The sequence below is a fragment of the Martinezella sp. CNPSo 3957 genome, from assembly GCF_057784395.1.
The window spans coordinates 72164-90425 of sequence record NZ_JBXSOU010000009.1; the positions used below are offsets into that span (position 1 = coordinate 72164).

Annotated in this window: 19 protein-coding genes; 13 read left to right on the forward strand and 6 right to left on the reverse strand. The window is 59.8% G+C overall.

Annotation, left to right across the window (positions count from 1 at the left end; translation table 11 throughout):
- Window positions 1-98 precede the first annotated feature (98 nt).
- Window positions 99-815, reverse strand: coding sequence for an SDR family oxidoreductase (locus AC13QE_RS20750; protein ID WP_488485062.1), 717 nt, complete (start codon window positions 813-815; stop codon window positions 99-101).
- Window positions 816-861: 46 nt separating this feature from the next.
- Window positions 862-1680, reverse strand: a complete 819-nt coding sequence (locus tag AC13QE_RS20755) for an SDR family NAD(P)-dependent oxidoreductase (RefSeq protein WP_488485063.1) — start codon at window positions 1678-1680, stop codon at window positions 862-864.
- Between the two features lie 101 nt (window positions 1681-1781).
- Here AC13QE_RS20755 and AC13QE_RS20760 point away from each other — a divergent pair, with 101 nt between their 5' ends.
- Window positions 1782-2645 carry a helix-turn-helix transcriptional regulator gene (locus AC13QE_RS20760; protein ID WP_488485064.1) on the forward strand — a complete coding sequence of 288 codons (864 nt, stop codon included), beginning with the start codon at window positions 1782-1784 and terminating at the stop codon, window positions 2643-2645.
- 30 nt (window positions 2646-2675) lie between these two features.
- On the opposite strand, the gene AC13QE_RS20765 is transcribed toward AC13QE_RS20760, so the two are convergent.
- Complete coding sequence (locus tag AC13QE_RS20765; protein ID WP_488485065.1) at window positions 2676-2999, reverse strand: ArsR/SmtB family transcription factor; 324 nt, start codon at window positions 2997-2999, stop codon at window positions 2676-2678.
- 73 nt (window positions 3000-3072) lie between these two features.
- Here AC13QE_RS20765 and AC13QE_RS20770 point away from each other — a divergent pair, with 73 nt between their 5' ends.
- From AC13QE_RS20770 to AC13QE_RS20805, 8 genes are all read left to right on the forward strand, one after another.
- Window positions 3073-3555, forward strand: a complete 483-nt coding sequence (locus AC13QE_RS20770; protein WP_015341010.1) for an SRPBCC domain-containing protein — start codon at window positions 3073-3075, stop codon at window positions 3553-3555.
- 526 nt (window positions 3556-4081) lie between these two features.
- On the forward strand, window positions 4082-6634 hold the full coding sequence (gene mprF / locus AC13QE_RS20775) for a bifunctional lysylphosphatidylglycerol flippase/synthetase MprF (protein WP_488485214.1): 2553 nt from the start codon (window positions 4082-4084) through the stop codon (window positions 6632-6634).
- On the forward strand, window positions 6631-8028 hold the full coding sequence (locus tag AC13QE_RS20780) for a virulence factor (protein WP_488485066.1): 1398 nt from the start codon (window positions 6631-6633) through the stop codon (window positions 8026-8028). The genes mprF and AC13QE_RS20780 overlap by 4 nt, the downstream gene beginning before the upstream one ends.
- 141 nt (window positions 8029-8169) lie before the next feature.
- Window positions 8170-8898, forward strand: a complete 729-nt coding sequence (locus AC13QE_RS20785) for an HAD family hydrolase (RefSeq protein WP_488485067.1) — start codon at window positions 8170-8172, stop codon at window positions 8896-8898.
- 104 nt (window positions 8899-9002) lie between these two features.
- Complete coding sequence (locus AC13QE_RS20790) at window positions 9003-9587, forward strand: 5-formyltetrahydrofolate cyclo-ligase (protein ID WP_488485068.1); 585 nt, start codon at window positions 9003-9005, stop codon at window positions 9585-9587.
- 3 nt (window positions 9588-9590) lie between these two features.
- The gene (locus AC13QE_RS20795; RefSeq protein WP_112335069.1) at window positions 9591-10415 is read left to right on the forward strand and encodes a TIGR00282 family metallophosphoesterase; all 825 of its coding nucleotides are present in this window, start codon (window positions 9591-9593) and stop codon (window positions 10413-10415) included.
- A gap of 238 nt (window positions 10416-10653) precedes the next feature.
- Window positions 10654-11496, forward strand: coding sequence for an MBL fold metallo-hydrolase (locus tag AC13QE_RS20800; RefSeq protein ID WP_488485069.1), 843 nt, complete (start codon window positions 10654-10656; stop codon window positions 11494-11496).
- Between the two features lie 135 nt (window positions 11497-11631).
- The gene (locus tag AC13QE_RS20805) at window positions 11632-12378 is read left to right on the forward strand and encodes a YebC/PmpR family DNA-binding transcriptional regulator (RefSeq protein WP_041677652.1); all 747 of its coding nucleotides are present in this window, start codon (window positions 11632-11634) and stop codon (window positions 12376-12378) included.
- 159 nt (window positions 12379-12537) lie between these two features.
- Here the strand turns inward: AC13QE_RS20805 and AC13QE_RS20810 are convergent, their stop codons facing one another.
- Window positions 12538-13341 (reverse strand): anti-sigma factor family protein, encoded by an 804-nt coding sequence (locus AC13QE_RS20810; RefSeq protein WP_488485070.1) that lies wholly within the window; start codon window positions 13339-13341, stop codon window positions 12538-12540.
- Window positions 13338-14111: a sigma-70 family RNA polymerase sigma factor gene (locus AC13QE_RS20815; protein WP_488485071.1), complete on the reverse strand. Its 774-nt coding sequence runs from the start codon at window positions 14109-14111 to the stop codon at window positions 13338-13340. Before AC13QE_RS20815 ends, AC13QE_RS20810 begins: the two co-directional genes overlap by 4 nt.
- Before the next feature lie 325 nt (window positions 14112-14436).
- Between AC13QE_RS20815 and AC13QE_RS20820 the strand changes: the two genes are divergently transcribed.
- The 3 genes from AC13QE_RS20820 (at window position 14437) to AC13QE_RS20830 (ending at window position 16440) form a co-directional block, all read left to right on the forward strand.
- Window positions 14437-15411: an MBL fold metallo-hydrolase gene (locus tag AC13QE_RS20820; RefSeq protein WP_488485072.1), complete on the forward strand. Its 975-nt coding sequence runs from the start codon at window positions 14437-14439 to the stop codon at window positions 15409-15411.
- Between the two features lie 25 nt (window positions 15412-15436).
- Window positions 15437-15898, forward strand: a complete 462-nt coding sequence (locus AC13QE_RS20825) for a tetratricopeptide repeat protein (protein ID WP_132717469.1) — start codon at window positions 15437-15439, stop codon at window positions 15896-15898.
- A 104-nt stretch (window positions 15899-16002) separates the two neighbouring features.
- Window positions 16003-16440, forward strand: a complete 438-nt coding sequence (locus AC13QE_RS20830; RefSeq protein WP_488485073.1) for a DoxX family protein — start codon at window positions 16003-16005, stop codon at window positions 16438-16440.
- 70 nt (window positions 16441-16510) lie between these two features.
- On the opposite strand, the gene AC13QE_RS20835 is transcribed toward AC13QE_RS20830, so the two are convergent.
- A complete protein-coding gene (locus tag AC13QE_RS20835; RefSeq protein ID WP_488485074.1) occupies window positions 16511-17509 on the reverse strand; it encodes an LLM class flavin-dependent oxidoreductase in 999 nt (332 codons plus the stop codon).
- A 189-nt stretch (window positions 17510-17698) separates the two neighbouring features.
- On the opposite strand from AC13QE_RS20835, the gene ruvC reads away from it, so the two are divergent.
- Window positions 17699-18211, forward strand: coding sequence for a crossover junction endodeoxyribonuclease RuvC (gene ruvC, locus AC13QE_RS20840; protein ID WP_488485075.1), 513 nt, complete (start codon window positions 17699-17701; stop codon window positions 18209-18211).
- Window positions 18212-18262 lie beyond the last annotated feature (51 nt).

Sequence of the window (18262 nt, forward strand, 5' to 3'; positions counted from 1 at the left end):
GCTCGATCCATCTGATCGAAATCCGCACGCATCTGCAGGCGGGTGACCAAAACAGCTGAGGACGCCATCGCCGCTGCCGGCTGGCAATGGTGCAGGGATCATTGACCGAGGCGGATGCCGCCGTCGCAGATCAGCGTATGGCCGCTCGTAAAACCGTTGCCGATCAGGAAGGCGATGGCTTCGGCTATTTCCTTGGGCTGGCCGACACGACCGACGGGTGTGCGCGCTGCGAAGCCGGAAAATGTCGGCTCTTTCTGATCTGCGCTCAGGAAGTCCCACCAGGGCGTGTCGACAACTCCTGGTGAAACGCAGTTCACCCGGATCGGCTTGAGCTCGACGGCGAGAATCGGCGCCAAGGCGGCTATGGCGGCATTGATGGCTCCGAGTCCTGCGGTTCCGGGCATCGCCGCCTGTGCCGATACGGCGGAGACGAAGGTGATGCTGCCTTGCTTCGACAGATAGGGCAAGCAGGCCTGGGCGCAGGCGAAATGTGCCATCGTCTTCTGCTCGAAACCTTTCCTGACGTCGGCAAGATCGACCGTGGCGAAAGGTCCGGCGCCATTGCCGCCGCCCAATGCCAGGACGAGATGATCGAGAGGGCCGATTGCCTCAAAGGCGGCGGGAAGACCGGCGAAGTCGGCTGCATCCATGGTGATTGGCGTAAGATCGCCATTCAGGCCTTGTGCGGCGGCCTGGAGTTTCGCCTTATCGCGGCCAGTGATCGTGACGCGATAGCCTTTTTCGAGAAGATGGGCGGCAGTCGCAAGACCGATACCGGAGGAGCCGCCGACAATAGCGACGTGTTGAGACGACATGGTTGTCTCCTTTCTGGAGGCTGGGGAGGGGGCAAGGAATAAGGTCTCAGGCCAGGCCGGTAAGGCTTTGGCTGATTGTTCGCAGGTTGCCGCGCGCAGTTGCGTCATAGGCTTGGGCAGAGGCGCGCGATGGGCGCAGTCCGTCGTAATAGAGGCCGGTGTGTCCTTCCAGAGCGGTGCCGGCGGCCAGATTGAGGATGGCATCGGCTCCTTGCTCGACGGAGCTTAACGGCGCAACGCCTGCCTGGCGCACCATGGTCGTGTCCATATAGGTCGCCGGGTGCAGGCAGTTGGCGGTGACGCCGGAGCTGGCAAGCTCTTCGGCGAGATCGAAGGTGAACATGATCTGCGCCAGCTTGCTCTGGCAATAGGCGCGCACGCCGCTATAGCCGCGCGTCAACATGACATCGGAGAAGTCGATGGCCTGTTGACCGACGGAAGATACATTGACGATGCGGGCGGGAGTGCTTGCCTTCAACAGAGGCAGAAGCCGGCGCGTCAGCAGGAAGCCGGCAAGATAATTCACCGCGAAGCGCAGCTCGTATCCGTCTCGGCTTACCTGGCGCCCGGTGCCGCCGCCACTGGTGCCGATGCCGGCATTGTTGATCAGAACATCGAGGCGATCGTAGTCGCGCTCGATGGCGTCGGCCAGAGTGCGGACCTCTTTCAGTGAGGAAAGGTCGGCGAGGTAATAGGCCGCTTTGCCGCCCTTGTCCTGAATGCGGGAGACCAGTTCTTCCGCGCGGGTCTTGTCACGGCCGTGAACGATGAGCCTAGCACCTGCCGCTGCCAGTCGTTCTGCAACCCTGCGCCCGACACCATCCGTCGAGCCTGTGATCAGAATTGTCTTGCCGCTCATATCCATAGCAACCGCCTTCTCGTTGTCTGCATGATGATATTTGGCAGCTTGCGGACGCGGCAAACAGTTCTGACTTTATCCTAGTATTGATCCTGCTATGATAGGTCATGACCATCAACCAGAGCCAGATCATCATCGAAGCCAGGCGTCGCGAGTTCGGCGCCTTTCTGCGCTCCCGCCGGGAAAAGCTGACGCCCGCCAAGGTCGGGCTTCCGGAAGGGTTCCGGCGGCGCACGCCAGGGCTCAGGCGCGAGGAAGTGGCGCTGCTCGCCGGTGTCGGTACCACCTGGTACACTTGGCTGGAACAGGGGCGGGACGTTCGTCCCTCCGCAGAGGTTCTATCGGCGCTGGCCGACGCACTGCGGCTCGATCCGGTCGAGCGGCGGCATCTCTTTACGCTGAGTGATCGGCCATCTATTGACACCCCGTTGCGCGGGCCTGAGGAAGTGCCGGATGCGCTAGCGCGCATGCTTGCAAGCCTTGTTGGCCAGCCGGCCTATGTTCTCGGCCGCCGCTGGGATGTGCTGGCCTGGAATGCCGCGGCTGTTGCAGTTTTCGGTGATTATGCCCTGCTGCAGGGGGATGCGCGCAACAGCGTCCATCGGGTGTTTACCGACCCTTCCCACCGGCAGCTTCTTGTCGATTGGGAGATCGTGGCGGCGAATTCGCTGGCGATGTTTCGCGTCGACAGCGCCCGTTACGCCGGCGATCCTGATTTCGAGCGGTTGATCGCTACCTTGATGCAGGCGAGCCCCGAATTTCGCGCCTGGTGGCCGAGGCAGGATGTGCTGCGGCCGCTGACGGGTCACAAGCGTCTGCGCCATCCGGAGGGCGGCTTAATGACATTCGAATATACCGCACTTGCCGTCATGGACCGTGCCGACATGAAGCTGGTCGTTTATACACCGCTCGAAGAAGACGGGACGAGCGATAGGCTGAAACATCTGTTGGGCCGCGCCAGCGCAGCGTAATCCGACTTTCTCCGAACCCAACCGTCTTTTTTAGCTTTCCAGATCGTTCTTCAGCTGATCGAGGATGGAGAGGGCATGGCCGGCATAGGCGCTGATCCAGCGATCATGGATCTGCTTGATCGGTAGGCTGTTCAGATGGTTCCAGCGCTCGCGGCCATCCTTCTTGGCAATCACGAGATCAGCTTCTTCCAGCACTCTCAGATGCTGCATCACGGTGCAGCGGTCCATATCCGTGAAAGCTTCGCAGAGCGAGCCCGTCGTGCGTGGCGCATCTTTGAGCATGTCCAGGATTTCGCGCCGCCGCCGATGCGCAAGAGCCCTGAAAATGAGGTCGCTATCCGATTCGTTTGACATGTTATATTTTTATAACATAATGGGGCCAGTCGCAATGGAGCGATAACGACAGACAAATAATGGAGGAGATGCCATGACATTGAATGTTCGGATTTCAGGACGGATCGGCCGCAAGGTGGATGAAGTCTTCGATGCTGTCGTCAACCCGAAAAAGCTTTCGAGCTACTTCACCACCGTCGGCGGGGCGAGCGCGCCCCTGGTGGCGGGAACGACCGTCATCTGGTGGAAGAACGCCCCCGTCGAGGTCAATGAGGTGGAGGCCAACAAGCGCATCGTCTTTCACTGGGACGGCGGCACCGGCGAGGACGGCGTCCGTTACAGAACCAAAGTGGAGATGACCTTCGATGCGCTGGAGGATGGCGGCACGCTTGTCATCATCGAAGAAAGCGGCTGGCGCGAGGATGAGGCCGGCCGTCGCGGCACCTATCTGAACTGCGAGGGCTGGACGCAGATGCTCTGTTGCATGAAAGCCTTCGTCGAATACGGGATCAATCTGCGCGAAGGGTTCTTCCTCAGCGAGATGCGCGGCGAACCGGCGGAGGCGCCGGATCGCTGAGTTCCGGCAAACCCGTATCACCAGTAACTATCGTCTCGATCCCTTTCCTGGCTATCGGTCAGTGGCCCGGTGCCGATTTCGGCGCCGGGCCTATCTGTTTGCGGATTCTACTACTGGGGAGGGCGGTTGATGCCGTGAGATGGATATCCATCTCACGTTGTAGTAGGCTTCGGACAATCGGAAGAAGGGCGGTATTGGCGGTGAGGGCGCTCAGGATGAGATGGGAATATCACTTTTGTGTGTGGATAAGCCCAAAAGCCGGATGAATGACAAAATCCTTTAAATAATAAGAGATTCATTGTTGGCGGGACGGGGCCTGCGCCAAAATTGCCTAAATTCAGAACGATGGAGCGCGCGTCACAACGGGCTTGTCGAAAGAAGTGTATACGGCAACTCGAAGACGCGTCGTCGATGTTACTGAATATCCGGACAGTCGGAACCGGCGAAGATCACTATAAACAGGTAGAGCATGTCGAGCCCAATCGATCTGGAAAATGCCGATGAGGAATTGGAAGAGCGTGGCGGCATGGTCGGTCTGTTGAACCGCTATCGCGCGCTGATTGTCGCCGTTCTTACAGTCGCCGTCTTCTGCATCGCCGCCTATGCGATCTACGACCTGACGACCGAGGTGCGCTATGATGACGTCGTCCATGCCCTGACGACGACGAAGATCTCCTCTGTACTGCTGGCGCTGCTGTTTACTGGCCTGAGTTTCGCCTCCCTGATCTTCTATGACCAGAATGCGCTCGAATATATCGGCAAGCGGCTGCCGTTTCCGCATGTCGCGCTGACCTCCTTCAGCGCCTACGCGGTCGGCAATACCGCCGGCTTCGGTGCGCTCAGCGCCGGCGCGATCCGCTACCGCGCATATACCCGGCTCGGGCTGTCGCCCGACGACATCACTCGCGTCATCGCTTTCGTTACGCTCGCCTTCGGTCTGGGTCTGGCGTCTGTCGGCGCCATGGCGCTTCTGGTCATCGCCGACGAGATCGGCCCGCTGATCAGCGTCGATGGCTTGTGGCTGCGGCTGATCGCTATCGCCATTCTCGCGGCGCTTGCTTTCGTAGTCTATGCCGGCCGCAATGGCCGCGAAGTGCGTATCGGCCCGGTCGCCGTGCGTCTGCCGGATTCGCGCACCTGGTCGCGGCAGTTTCTGGTCACTGCATTCGATATCGCAGCCTCGGCCTCCGTGCTCTATGTGCTGTTGCCGGAAACCTCCATCGGATGGCCGGGCTTCTTCGCGATTTACGCGATCGCCGTCGGGCTTGGCGTGCTCAGCCACGTTCCGGCCGGCTTCGGCGTGTTCGAGACGATCATCATCGCCTGGCTCGGCAGTTCCGTGAATGAAGATGCCGTTCTGAGCTCTCTGGTCCTCTATCGCGTCATCTACAACGTCATTCCGCTCGTCATCGCCATTGCCGCGATCTCGGTCGCGGAGCTGCGCCGTTTCGTCGATCATCCGGTGGCTTCGAGCATGCGCCGCATTGGCGCACGCCTGATGCCGCAGCTATTGTCGGCCTTTGCGCTGCTGCTTGGCATGATGCTGGTCTTTTCGAGCGTGACGCCGACGCCCGACCATAATCTGATCGTGCTATCAGACTATCTGCCGCTGTCTTTGGTCGAAAGCGCTCACTTTCTGTCGAGCCTTCTCGGGCTGGCAATCATCGTGGCCGCCCGTGGGCTCAGCCAGCGTCTCGACGGGGCGTGGTGGGTTTCGACCTTCTCGGCGTTGTTCGCCCTGTTCTTCTCGCTGCTGAAAGCCATCGCCATCGTCGAAGCCGGTTTGCTTGCCTTCTTCGTCTTTAGCCTCGTCGTCAGCCGTCGCCTGTTCAAGCGGCCGGCTTCGCTGCTTAACCAGACGTTGACGGCCGGTTGGCTCACGGCCATCGCGGTCGTCTGCATCGGCGCTATCGTCGTGCTGTTCTTCGTCTATCGCGATGTCGGATACAGCAACGAGCTTTGGTGGCAGTTCGAATTTGCCGATGAGGCGCCGCGCGGGCTTCGTGCAGCGCTCGGCATTTCCATCGTGTCCTCGGCGATCGCGATCTTCAGCCTGTTGCGTCCGGCAACGAAGCGGCCGGAGCCTGTCAGCGACGATGCGGTGGCGCGCGCCGTGGAAATCGTGCGCAAGCAGGGCGTTGCCGACGCCAATCTGGTACGCATGGGCGACAAGAGCATCATGTTCTCAGAAAAAGGCGATGCCTTCATCATGTACGGCAAGCAGGGCCGCTCATGGATCGCCCTGTTCGATCCGGTCGGCCCGCGCCAGGCGTTGCCCGATCTGATTTGGCGCTTCGTCGAGACGGCGCGCGCTGCCGGTTGCCGCTCGGTCTTCTACCAGATCTCGCCGGCGCTTCTCTCCTACTGCGCCGATGCGGGCCTGCGGGCGTTCAAGCTCGGCGAGCTTGCCGTGGTCAATCTTGCCAATTTCGAGCTCAAGGGTGGCAAATGGGCCAATCTCAGGCAGACGGCGAGCCGCGCAGTGCGCGATGGACTAGAATTTGCCGTTATCGAACCTCAAGATATACCCGATGTGCTGGATCAGCTCGCGCATGTTTCCGATACATGGCTTGCCGATCACAATGCCAAGGAAAAGAGTTTCTCGCTCGGCGCGTTCGATCAGGATTACGTGTGCTCTCAGCCGGTCGGCGTGTTGAAAAAGGATGGTAAGATCGTCGCTTTTGCGAATATTCTGATGACGGAGACCAAGGAGGAGGGATCCGTCGACCTGATGCGTTTTTCCCCTGATGCCCCGAAGGGTTCGATGGATTTTCTGTTCGTGCAGATCCTCGAATACCTCAAGGGTGAGGGATTTCAGCGTTTCAACCTTGGCATGGCGCCGCTGTCGGGCATGTCGAGACGGGAATCGGCGCCGGTTTGGGACAGGGTCGGGGGAACTGTCTTCGAGCACGGCGAGCGCTTCTACAATTTCAAAGGGCTTCGTGCCTTCAAATCAAAATTCCATCCCGAATGGCAGCCACGCTACCTGGCTGTTTCGGGAGGGGTTAGTCCAATGATCGCGTTGATGGATGCCACATTCCTCATCGGGGGCGGACTTAAGGGGGTCGTGAGGAAATGATCTTGAAATACGCAATGTCATTGGCTTTCGCATGCGTGCTGTCCACGGGGCTGCTGATGTCAGGCCAAGCACGGGCTGAAGCCGACGATACAAAATATGATCTGGGCATGATCCCGGCGCCGCACATCATGCGACCGCACGGCAAGGTTTCGAACGAAGTCGTTCTGATTTCCGATCTCGCCGGCTGGGGCGACAAGGAGAAGGCTGTTGCCGACAAGCTCGTCGCCAATGGCTCGCTCGTCATCGGCATCGACTATCCGTCCTTTCTCGCCGCGCTCAACAATTATGACGTCAGCAAGAATGACGGCTGCATCTATATCGTCTCGGATCTGGAATCGCTCAGCCAGCAGGTGCAGCGCTCCTTCGCCGACAGCACCTATCAATTGCCTGTTATCGCCGGTGTCGGCGCCGGTGGCGCTATGGCGCTGACGATCGCGGCCCAGACGCCGGATGCGACCGTTGCCGGCACGCTGGCCGTCGACCCGACTGCCGGCATCGGCCTGAAGCAGGAACTCTGCACGCCGGCCGAAAAGAAGACCGATGGCGATATGGTGTCCTTCGGTCTGCAGGAAGGCGCTCTGCCCAATCCGATACTCGTGGCCTATACGGCGAATGCGCCGAAGGATGGCCGCGACCACGTCGCAGACATCCAGAAGGACCATCCCGAAGTCCAGACCACGGATTCCGACAATGCCGATACCTATGCGACGCTGGAGGCTTCGCTCGCCGATCTGATGAAGACGATCGACAGTTCGAAGTCGCCGCTTGGATTGCCCCTTGATATCATGGAGACGACGCCAACCGAGGACACGCTCGCCATCGTCTATTCGGGCGATGGCGGCTGGCGCGACATCGACAAGGAAGTTGGCAGCTACCTGCAGGACCAGGGCATCCCGGTCGTGGGCGTCGATACGCTGCATTATTTCTGGACCGAGAAGGATCCGCAGCAGACGGCCAACGATCTCGGCCGGATCATCGACTTCTACACCAAACGCTTCAAGGTCAAGCATGTGGTACTGGTCGGCTATTCCTTTGGCGCCGATGTGCTGCCGGCGAGCTACAATCGCCTGCCCCAGGCCGAAAAGGACAAGATCGTCCAAATGTCGCTGCTGTCTCTGTCGCAGAAGGTCGACTATGTGATTTCGGTCATGGGCTGGCTCGGGGCTTCGAGCGCGGGCAAGGGCGGCGATCCCGTCAACGACCTCAAATCGATCAATCCAAAGATGGTGCAATGCGTCTACGGCAAGGACGATGACGAGGATGTCGCTTGCCCGCTGCTGAAGGGCACGGGTGCGGAAGTCATCGCCATGGATGGCGGCCACCATTTCGATGATGATTACGAAGCCCTGGCGAACCACATCATCAATGGACTGAAGAGCCGCCTCGGCGAATAATGCTCATGGCGCGCGGCGTGTCTTGCTGTCGCGCGCCCTTTCTCGCCTTTCCCCACGGTCTCCTACCGACTTTTCCTGCGCGTTCGGCGCAGCATTTATTTGCTTCTTTCGACGGCTGCCGTTAGTCGGGAAGGGCATATCATGAGCGCTACGTTTGCCACAGGTGCTCGCCGTCTTATCCAGAAAGGTCCGCCCTTGTCCGCTGCATCGAATTCCGCCTTCGCCAAGACCTATTCCGGCTTCCTGTTCGATATGGACGGCACGATCATCAATTCGATTGCTGCTGCAGAACGTGTCTGGGGCAATTGGGCACGCGCCCAGGGTCTCGATGTCGAGAAGTTCATGCCAACCATGCATGGCAAGCGCGGTGTCGATACGATCGGTCAGTTGAATCTGCCTGGCGTCGATCCGGTTGCGGAGGCGCTGAAGATCACCGAAGCCGAAATTGCCGATGTCGAGGGTGTGATCGCGCTGCCGGGCGCCGTCGATTTCCTTGCATCGCTGCCACCGGAGCGCTGGGCGATCGTCACCTCGTCGCCCTATCGGCTGGCGCTGGCGCGGCTTGACGCTGCCGGGATCCCCGTTCCGCGCTTCATGGTTACCGCCGAGGACGTGAAGGTCGGCAAGCCTGATCCGCAGTGCTATATCCTCGGCGCGCAGCGCCTCGGCCTCAGCCCATCGGAATGCCTGGTGTTCGAAGACGTCCTGGCCGGCGTCAAGGCAGGCGAGGCGGCTGGTGCGGATGTGGTGGTTATCACCGCGACGCATTCGCATCCGATCGAGACCAATCACACCACACTGCCGAATTATGAAAATGTTCGCGCGCATGTGGATGGCGACGGAAAATTGTCGATCATCCATAAAGGATGATGCAGCCCACTCCTTTCGTGACCACAGCATGTCGCTTTCGTGCTTTGCAACGGGCTGCCGGCTCATTATGTTTTCGTGATATCATAGATATTTGCGAAGATCAGATGAGCAAAGAGCTGAAAGCCCAATACCGCAACGAGCGCCTTGCCGAGCGAGACGCCATTCCGGCAGAAGATCGTATTGAAAAGGGCCTGGCCATGGTCGTGCATGGCGGTGACGCTATCGATATCAGGCCGGGAGATATCGTCTCCGGCTTCCTGCCGATCCGTTCGGAAGTGGATATAAGGCCATTGATGGCGCGTCTGCGGGAGCGTGGGGCGCGGCTCTGTGTGCCTGTTATTCTTGATCGCAGCACGATCGTCTTCCGGGAGCTTGTCGCCGGGATGCCATTGGTTCCGGTCGGATTCGGGACTTCCGGTCCGGGACCCGAAGCGGCAGTGCTGGACCCGGATATTATGCTCGTGCCGCTTTCGGCCTTCGACAAGAGCGGCCACCGCATCGGCTATGGTGCCGGTCATTACGACCGTGCGATCGAACGCTTGCATCAAAAAGGCCTGAATCCGCGGCTGATCGGCATTGCATTCGATTGCCAAGAAGTGCCATCAGTGCCGGCTGAGCCGCATGATGTCCGTCTTGACGCGATTTTGACCGAGAGCGGACTCAATTTCGTTTCGGAAGTGATTGGATAGCGAATGCGGCTGCTTTTTCTGGGAGATATGGTCGGCAAGACGGGGCGGACCGCGGTGTGGGACCGCCTGCCGGGCCTCGTGTCTGACCTGAAGCTCGATTTCGTCATCGTCAATGGCGAGAATGCTGCCGGCGGCTTCGGCATCACCGAGGACATCTTCCTCGAGACGATCAATGCCGGCGCAGACGTCGTGACGACGGGCAACCATGTCTGGGACCAGAAGGAAGCCGTCGTCTTTTGCGAGCGCCACGACCAGTTTCTGCGCCCCGCCAACTATCCGGCCGGCACGCCCGGCCGCGGTTCCGGCCTCTATTACGCGCGCAATGGCGCCCGCGTGCTCGTTGCCAACATCATGGGCCGCGTCTTCATGCATCCGGAGCTCGACGATCCCTTCAAGTCGGCAGAAGCCATTCTCGATGCCTGCCCGCTGAAGGAGCAGGCGGATGCCATCGTCTTCGACTTCCATGCGGAGGCGACGAGCGAAAAGCAGTGTTTCGGTCACTTCGTCGATGGCCGCGCGAGCTTCGTCATTGGCACGCATACGCATGTGCCGACTGCGGACGCACAGATCCTGAATGGTGGCACCGCCTATATGTCGGATGCTGGCATGTGCGGCGATTACGATTCCTCGCTCGGCATGGAAAAGGAAGAGCCGCTCAACCGCTTCATCTCCAAGATGCCGAAGGGGCGTTTCGAGGCGGCGTCGGGGCCAGCCACCATCTGCGGCGTCGGCGTCGAGATTTCCGACGCGACGGGATTGGCTGAAAAGATCGCACCGCTCCGGCTTGGACCACGCCTTGCGGAGACCATTCCGGATTTCTGGCGCTGACCGCTGCACTAGAGTCGGATGATTTTAGGTCGAATCGACCTAAAATCTGAATCCGCTCTAGACTCAAAGAAGTAGAGCGTGATGTCGTCCGAAAACCGCCTACACTTTTCGGCATCACGCTCTATAATTCAGCATCACCATATGATGACGCGATTGTGAGCAATCCTGTCTGATTGCCGCTGGACCCGTTTCCGGTCATGCCGCATCCTTCCGCCATTATCTGGCTTGAGGGGATGGCATGTTACAGCGATTTCCTGTCTTTGCCGTGTTTTTCCTGGCGATGATTTTTTGGTGGACCGCGGCTGACGCCCAGCAAAAGCCTTCTCGTCCGCAACCCAGCCAATGCCAGGCGATCGCGCAATCTCTTCCGAAAGCAACTTTCGCCAGCTTTTCTCCTCCCCGTCCGACGCTTGTCGATGATCCGGTTAATGGCGAGGTGAAGATTACCTTCCTCGGCCACGCCACGCTTTTCATCGAGACGCCGGGTGGCGTTTCCATCGCCACGGATTATAGCGGCGCTTATCCGCCGCCCTATACGCCCGAGGTCGTCACGATGAACAAGGCGCATCCGAGCCACTACACGCTGACGCCGGACCCTGCGATCAAATATGTGCTGCATGGATGGAGCGATGTGCCCGGAGAGCCGGCAAAGATCCGCATGACCGTCGGTGACACCTTGATCCGCAATGTCGTCACCGATATTCGCTCCTGGGGTGGCGGCATCGAAGCCAACGGCAATTCGATCTTCATCTTCGAGGTGGCGGGTCTTTGCATCGGACATCTGGGGCATTTGCATTTCGAGCTCACCGACCAGCAATATGCCGAGATCGGCCGGCTCGATGTGGTGATGGTGCCGGTCGACGGTGGCCTCACCATGGGAGCCGACAGCATGAGCCGCGTGGTCAAAAGGCTGCGCTCGTCGCTCATCCTGCCCATGCACCGTTGGGGTCCGCCGGTCGATCAGTTTCTCGCCCTGTTCGGTCCCGACTTCGACGTCGCCTATGCGCCGACACCAAGCGTCACGGTGTCGGTGAAGACCTTGCCGCGCAAGCCGCTGATCTATGTGCTCAAGGGGCTGTGACCATCGCGATCACCTTTGAGACCTTCTCGATCGCGACCGCTCTCCATCCCCATTACCCGGCTTTTTACTTGAATGAGGGCCGCTTCGCTCTTATAAGGCAGCCCATTCCCAACAAAAGACGTGAACAGGGGTGCCATGGCTGGCCATTCACAGTTTAAAAACATCATGCACCGCAAGGGTCGTCAGGACTCGGTGCGTTCGAAAATGTTCTCGAAGCTGGCGCGCGAAATCACCGTCGCTGCCAAATCGGGCCTGCCCGACCCGACGATGAACGCGAGCCTGCGTCTGGCGATCCAGAACGCCAAGGCCCAGTCGATGCCGAAGGACAATATCGACCGCGCCATCAAGAAGGCGTCCGGTGCAGACACTGAGAATTACGATGCGATCCGTTACGAGGGCTACGGTCCGGGCGGCACGGCGATCATCGTCGAAGCGCTGACCGACAACCGCAACCGCACGGCATCCAACGTTCGCTCGATCTTCACGAAGGCCGGCGGTGCGCTTGGCGAAACCGGTTCGGTGTCCTTCTCCTTCGATCACGTCGGCGAAATCACCTACAAGCCTTCCGCCGGCGATGCCGACAAGGTCATGGAAGCGGCGATCGAAGCAGGTGCCGATGACGTCGAAAGCGATGAAGAAGGCCATGTGATCATCTGCGCCTTCGAATCTCTCGGCGAAGTCGCCAAGGCGCTCGAAGCGACGCTCGGCGAAGCCGAAACCGTAAAGGCGATTTGGCGCGCGCAGAACAACGTGCCGGTCGACGAAGAAAAGGCCCAGTCGCTGATGAAGCTCATCGAAAACCTTGAAGACGATGACGACGTCCAGAACGTCTATTCGAACTTCGAAGTTTCGGACGAAGTTATGGCCAAGCTCTCGGCCTGATCTTTTGCAGTTATTCAAGAAAGCCGGCTGCAGCGATGCGGCCGGCTTTTTTGCTTGAGAGCATTCCCGCTTTTCTGCGAAATGCGAAAACACTCTATCGCGTTGTTTCTTTGCGCAATTCCGGACGGAAAACCGCTACGCACTTTTCCTGGAATTGCTTTATGGCGCCGTCGCGCGGATAAAATCGTCGCGGAAGGTGGCGAGATCCGGTGCGGCGACATCGGAGACAGCCCAAAAGACCAGCCCGTCGGCATGCCATTCAACGAAATTATAACCCTCCTTCTCGGCATTGGTTTTGGCTCCCGCAGCGCCGGGCCAGATGAAAAGATTGATGACATGGCCGTGCCGGCGATAGATTAGCGCCGCCACCACCCGGCCATCGAGATAATCCACCCTGCCGCCGACGAGAGGGAAGCCCTGTGCTGCCAGATCGACTACCGGCGGTGAGAAATCGATCTTGCCGTTGAACCATGGTTTGACCGTGTGCTGGTCGGAGGTCAGCACGTCGGTCAGATGGTCGGCGAGCATCGAGCGCACATGGCTTGCGAGAAGCTGATCCTCGATCGTCTGGCTCTGCTGCGGCACGTTCAGCACGAGCATGAGGCTTGCCGCAAGGATGGCAAGCGACGGTACGAAGCTCCATTCGCGAACCAATCGCCACACGTGCTGCCACGGGCTCTCCGTTTGGCTCGCGGCCGTGGTTGCGCGCCTCATCATGGATTGCTCCAGCGTCAGTGCCGCCTGCACGCGGGCATGGACGGTATCAGGCGCCTGCCATTTGACGCCCTCGCGTGCGGAAAGACGCTTGACCATCAGGGCATTCTCCATCTCGCCGGCGCAGTCCCGGCAAGTCGCCAGATGCGCCTCGAAACGCGCCGCGTTGGCTGCGTCCAGCTCGCCGTCGATGAAGCCGTGCAACAGGTCGTTCCATTCACCGTGATCATTCTCTTCAGCGCCGCTCATCGTGCCGCCTCTTTTCCTTCGAGGCTGCGCCAGACTTCGCCGAAATCGCGGCGGGCGCGGGCGAGGCGCGACATGACGGTGCCGATCGGCGCATCGATGATCTCGGCGATTTCCTTGTAGGAGAGATCCTCGAGTTCGCGCAGGACCAGGACCTCGCGCATGGCATCGGGCAATCGGTTGATGACTTCGCGCACCCGTTGCGTTTCCGATTTGCGGATGAAGGCTGCCTCGGGCGTATCCTCCTCGGAGGCGGGATCGGGGGAGGGCGAGCCTTCATCCAAATCCCTTTCGTCGGTCATCGGCTGCTCGTAACGCGTCTTACGCCGGCCCTCCTGCAGCCAGGCATGGTAGCAGTTGCGGACGATGGTGAAGGTCCAGGCGCGGGCATCGCCGTCGCGAAAGCTGCCGAAGCCGCGATAGGCGCGCAGATAGGCTTCCTGCACGATATCCTGCGCTGCATCGGCATCGCGGCTCAGAAACCGCGCGAAATTATAGGCGGCATCCAGATGCGGGATGATCGTTTGCTGGAAGCGGCGCATAGTCTCGTCGGGCAGGGCGGTCGCGCGTTTTAATGGCTCTGTGCCGGCTGCGGATTGAGCGACCGCCATCTGGACGAGGTGATTACCAGGCTTCAGCTCGGCAATGAAACTACGCAGGCGAGCCAGAAATCGCACAAATCTGCTGATCGCGGTGTTTTGCGGCGAACGCCATGTCCATGGGCGGAGCTGGCCGCCAAGTATCATCGAACTCATAGGTCGGGCGTCTGTCATCGTGATCCCCGCAAAACGCCTCTGCTGACTGTAAGCTTCAGCTAAAGCGCTTGCAATGTTGCCTGAAAAGCTAGATCGCGCTCGCGCGGGTTTTATTCCTGGTCGGATGAAAAAAGTCGAAGTCACGGAACGCGGAATGTCCGCCATCGCATCCGGTAATTCTCCCGCCGCAAAATAATCGAATGAATTTCAATAGCTTGTAAAAAATCCTCGGTCGACGGGGAATAAGCACCCATGAGCGTCGATCTTCTTCCTCAGTGGATGGCTGCAATCGCTTGCGACCTCCGCCTGGCCCGAAAAGCCATAACCCTGAGGAGATATTGCGATGTTTGATATGACCCGCCGCGCCGTGCTCGGCACGGCCGCAGCTGCGGCAGCCTTCGGGCTGTCGTCGAAGCTCGAATTCATCCCGCGAGCCTTTGCCGCCACCCCGCTGGAGCCGACGGTCGGCTTCTACAAATACAAGGTCGGTTCGATCGAGGTCACGGCCATCTATGACGGCATCTGGCGCAAACCGCACGATCCGGCCTTCATCAAGAATGCTTCCGTCGAAGATACCAAGGAGGCGCTTTCTAAGGCTGGCCTGACGACGGATTTCATGCCCATTCCGCTGACGGTCGTCGTTCTCGACATCGACGGACGCAAGATCATGATGGATGCCGGATCGGGTGTCGGGCAATGGCAGACCAATGCCACCCACCTGCCGGCCAACATGGCGGCCGCCGGCATCGACTACAAGAAGATCGATACGATCATGATCTCGCATTTCCATCCGGACCACGTCTGGGGCCTGATGGAAAAGGGAACGAACGCGGCGGTCTTTCCGAATGCCGAGCTGATCGTCAACGCGGCTGAATACAACTGGTGGACCGACCCCGGCCGTGTCGACAAGCTGGCGGAGGGCCGCAAGGAAGCCGGCCGGCGCATCGCCTCCGTCTTCCCGACATGGAAGAACTGGAAGCTGGTCGACGATAATGCCGAAGTGGCGCCCGGCGTGCACATGCTGGCCGCATACGGTCACACCCCCGGTCATTCCGTCTTCCTCATTGACGGCGGCAGCGAGCAGCTGATGGTCTCGGCCGACATCATGTATGTGCCGGCGCTGCTCGCACCCCATCCGGAATGGCAAGGCGCCTACGACCAGGATGGCCCGATGGCCGTCGCCACCCGCCGCAGGCTGATCGATCGCGTCATTGCCGACAAGATCAGGATCTGCGGCTCGCATTTCCCATTCCCGGGCTCCGGCACTTTCGTCAAGGACGGCAATGCCTACGGATTCACCCCCACCATCCAGGCCTGAGCGGCCGAAAACAGGAGCAACTACCATGTTCAGACATGCCATTTTCGGGATCGCCGGCCTCTGCGCTGTCGCCATCCTGCCCGTTGCCACAGCAGGCCTCGCCTTCGCCGTCGACAATATGGAATCGACCGACGCGCCGGACCTGACCTCCGTGCGTACCAAGATCGATGCGAAGGACTATACCGGCGCACTCGCCGAGCTTCGCGATATTGCCGAGGAGCACCAGCAGGCCGATGTCTACAATCTGATGGGCTTCACCCTGCGCAAGACCGGCGACTTCAAGACGTCGCTCACCTACTACACCAAGGCGCTGGAACTGCAGCCCGATCACAAGGGCGCGCATGAATATCTCGGCGAACTCTATGTCGAGACCGGCGACATGCCCAAGGCCCGCGAGCAGCTGGCGGCACTCACCAAGCTCTGCCCGGCGGGATGCGAGGAGCTTGAGGACCTGACCAAGGCAATCGCCGCTAAGGGAACCAACTAAAGCTCGGCCGCAATCGATCCGGCAGCATTCCATCCGATCAGGTCGTGGGATGCCGCCGGGCAGGATCGGAAACCGCGCGGATCTCGACGGGAAGGAGAAAGGCCATGGAATTCGAAGAGGAGAGTGCCGTTCTTGTAAATATGGCCGACATGGCATTGCTGTTCGGCCGCCTGCTGCTATCGCTGCTCTTTCTCGAGGAAGGCATCGAACTTGCCAGCAACTTCGACATTGCGTTGGAGGCCATGGCCAAGCTTGGCGTCACTGCCCCCATCGCTATTGCAACCATCGTACTGCAGCTCGCCGCCGGCTTTGCCATTGCGCTCGGGCTGATGACTCGCCTGGCGGCATTCGGCTTGGGCCTGTTTTGCTTGCTGACGGCGCTGCTCTTTCACACCAACTTCGCCAGCCACAATGAGTTGCTGCATTTCGAAAAGGACCTGGCGATCGCGGGCGGTATGTTTGCCCTGATCGTCGCCGGTGCCGGCAAGTTGTCGCTCGACATGCTCATCCGGCGTCATTGGAAGACGAGGCTCGTGGCTTGAGCCCGCCGGTCGCCCGGTGAGCCGTATATGCTGGATCGGCTCACCGGATTAGACTGTTCGCTTTCGAAGGTCAGGAGACCTTCTTGAAGCTCGGAAGCGTCGCGAAGAGTTCCACGGACTTCAGGCGCGCTTCGATATCGTGGATTGGCATCGATATGATGACTTCATCGGCTTCCGTATCCTTGATGAATTGCGAAAGCTTCGCCTCCGCTGTTGCGGGCGAGCCGACCACGGCATAGCGCAGCGTATTTTCCACATTCAGCTTTTCCATCGGCGTCCAGAAATCATCCATGTCGCGGCGCGGGCGCGGGAAGGGGCCGCGCACGTTGCGGCGGAGATTGACGAATTGCTGCTGTGCTGAGGTGAAGTGATACTGCGCATCTTCATCTGTCTCCGCCACCGCTCCCATGGCGCCGACCATGACATAGGGCTTGTCGAGCGTGGCCGAAGGCGTGAAGCGCTCGCGATAGATGGCGATGGCATCCATCAAGGCTTCCGGGGCGAAATGTGAAGCGAAAGCATAGGGCAAGCCCAGCATAGCGGCGAGGTGGGCGCTGTAGAGGCTGGAGCCGAGCAGCCAGATAGGGATATTGGCGCCATGGCCGGGAACGGCGAGGATGATCTGATTGTCGTCCGCGGGGCTGAAGAGGTGCTGCAGTTCGACGATATCCTGAGGAAAGCTCTGCGCGCCGGCATCTATATTGCGCCGCAGGGCCTGCGCTGTGCGCATGTCGGTGCCCGGGGCGCGGCCGAGGCCGAGATCGACGCGGCCGGGAAACAGCGCTTCCAGCGTGCCGAACTGCTCGGCAATGACCAGCGGCGAGTGGTTCGGCAGCATGACGCCGCCCGAACCGATGCGGATGCGCGAGGTTGCCGCGCCGACATGGCCGATGACGACCGATGTCGCGGCGCTGGCGACACCCGGCATGCCGTGATGCTCGGCGAGCCAGAATCGGTTGTAGCCCAGTTCTTCCGCCTTCTGCGCCATGCGCTTCGAACTCTCGAAGGATTGGCTAATGGTGCTGCCTTCGGCAACGGGCGAAAGATCGAGGATGGAAAAGGGGACCATGGCAAGAAACCTGCGTGGTGGAAGGGAGGGTTGCTTGCACATGTAGGAGCGCTATCCGCCTATTCCAAACCCATCGCCGCAATTTCGTCACGATGTTTTCAGCGCGGCCTTGGCGCTCCAATTCGGATCTTGTTTTTGTTTTGTTCACATTTTGCTGGCACATGTCGGGCCTGAAAGATAGGTTGGCTTATGCAGAATACGATTCGCATCATCGGCATCGATCCAGGCCTGCGCCGCACCGGCTGGGGTATCATCGATACGCTTGGCAATTCGCTGCGCTTCGTGGCCTCGGGAACCGTGACCTCGGATGGCGACATGGATTTGGCATCCCGTCTTTGCCAGCTTCATGACGGTCTTGCCGAGATCGTTCACAGCTACAAGCCGGATGAGGCCGCCGTCGAGCAGACCTTTGTCAACAAGGATGCCGTGGCAACGCTGAAGCTTGGCCAGGCGCGCGGTGTCGTTATGCTCGTGCCGGCACGTGCTGGCCTGCCTGTCTCGGAATATGCGCCGAATGCGGTCAAAAAGGCCGTCATCGGCGTCGGCCACGGCGAGAAACAGCAGATCCATATGATGCTGAAAATCCTGATGCCCAAGGTCGAATTCAAGGGCAACGACGCTGCCGACGCGCTCGCCATCGCCATATGCCATGCCCATAACCGAGGCGCCAACCGGCTGCGGCAGGCGGCGCTGGCGGGATAGTTTGTTCTTGACTTGTTCCCGGTGGATCGCTAGGTATTACTGAAGAGGTAT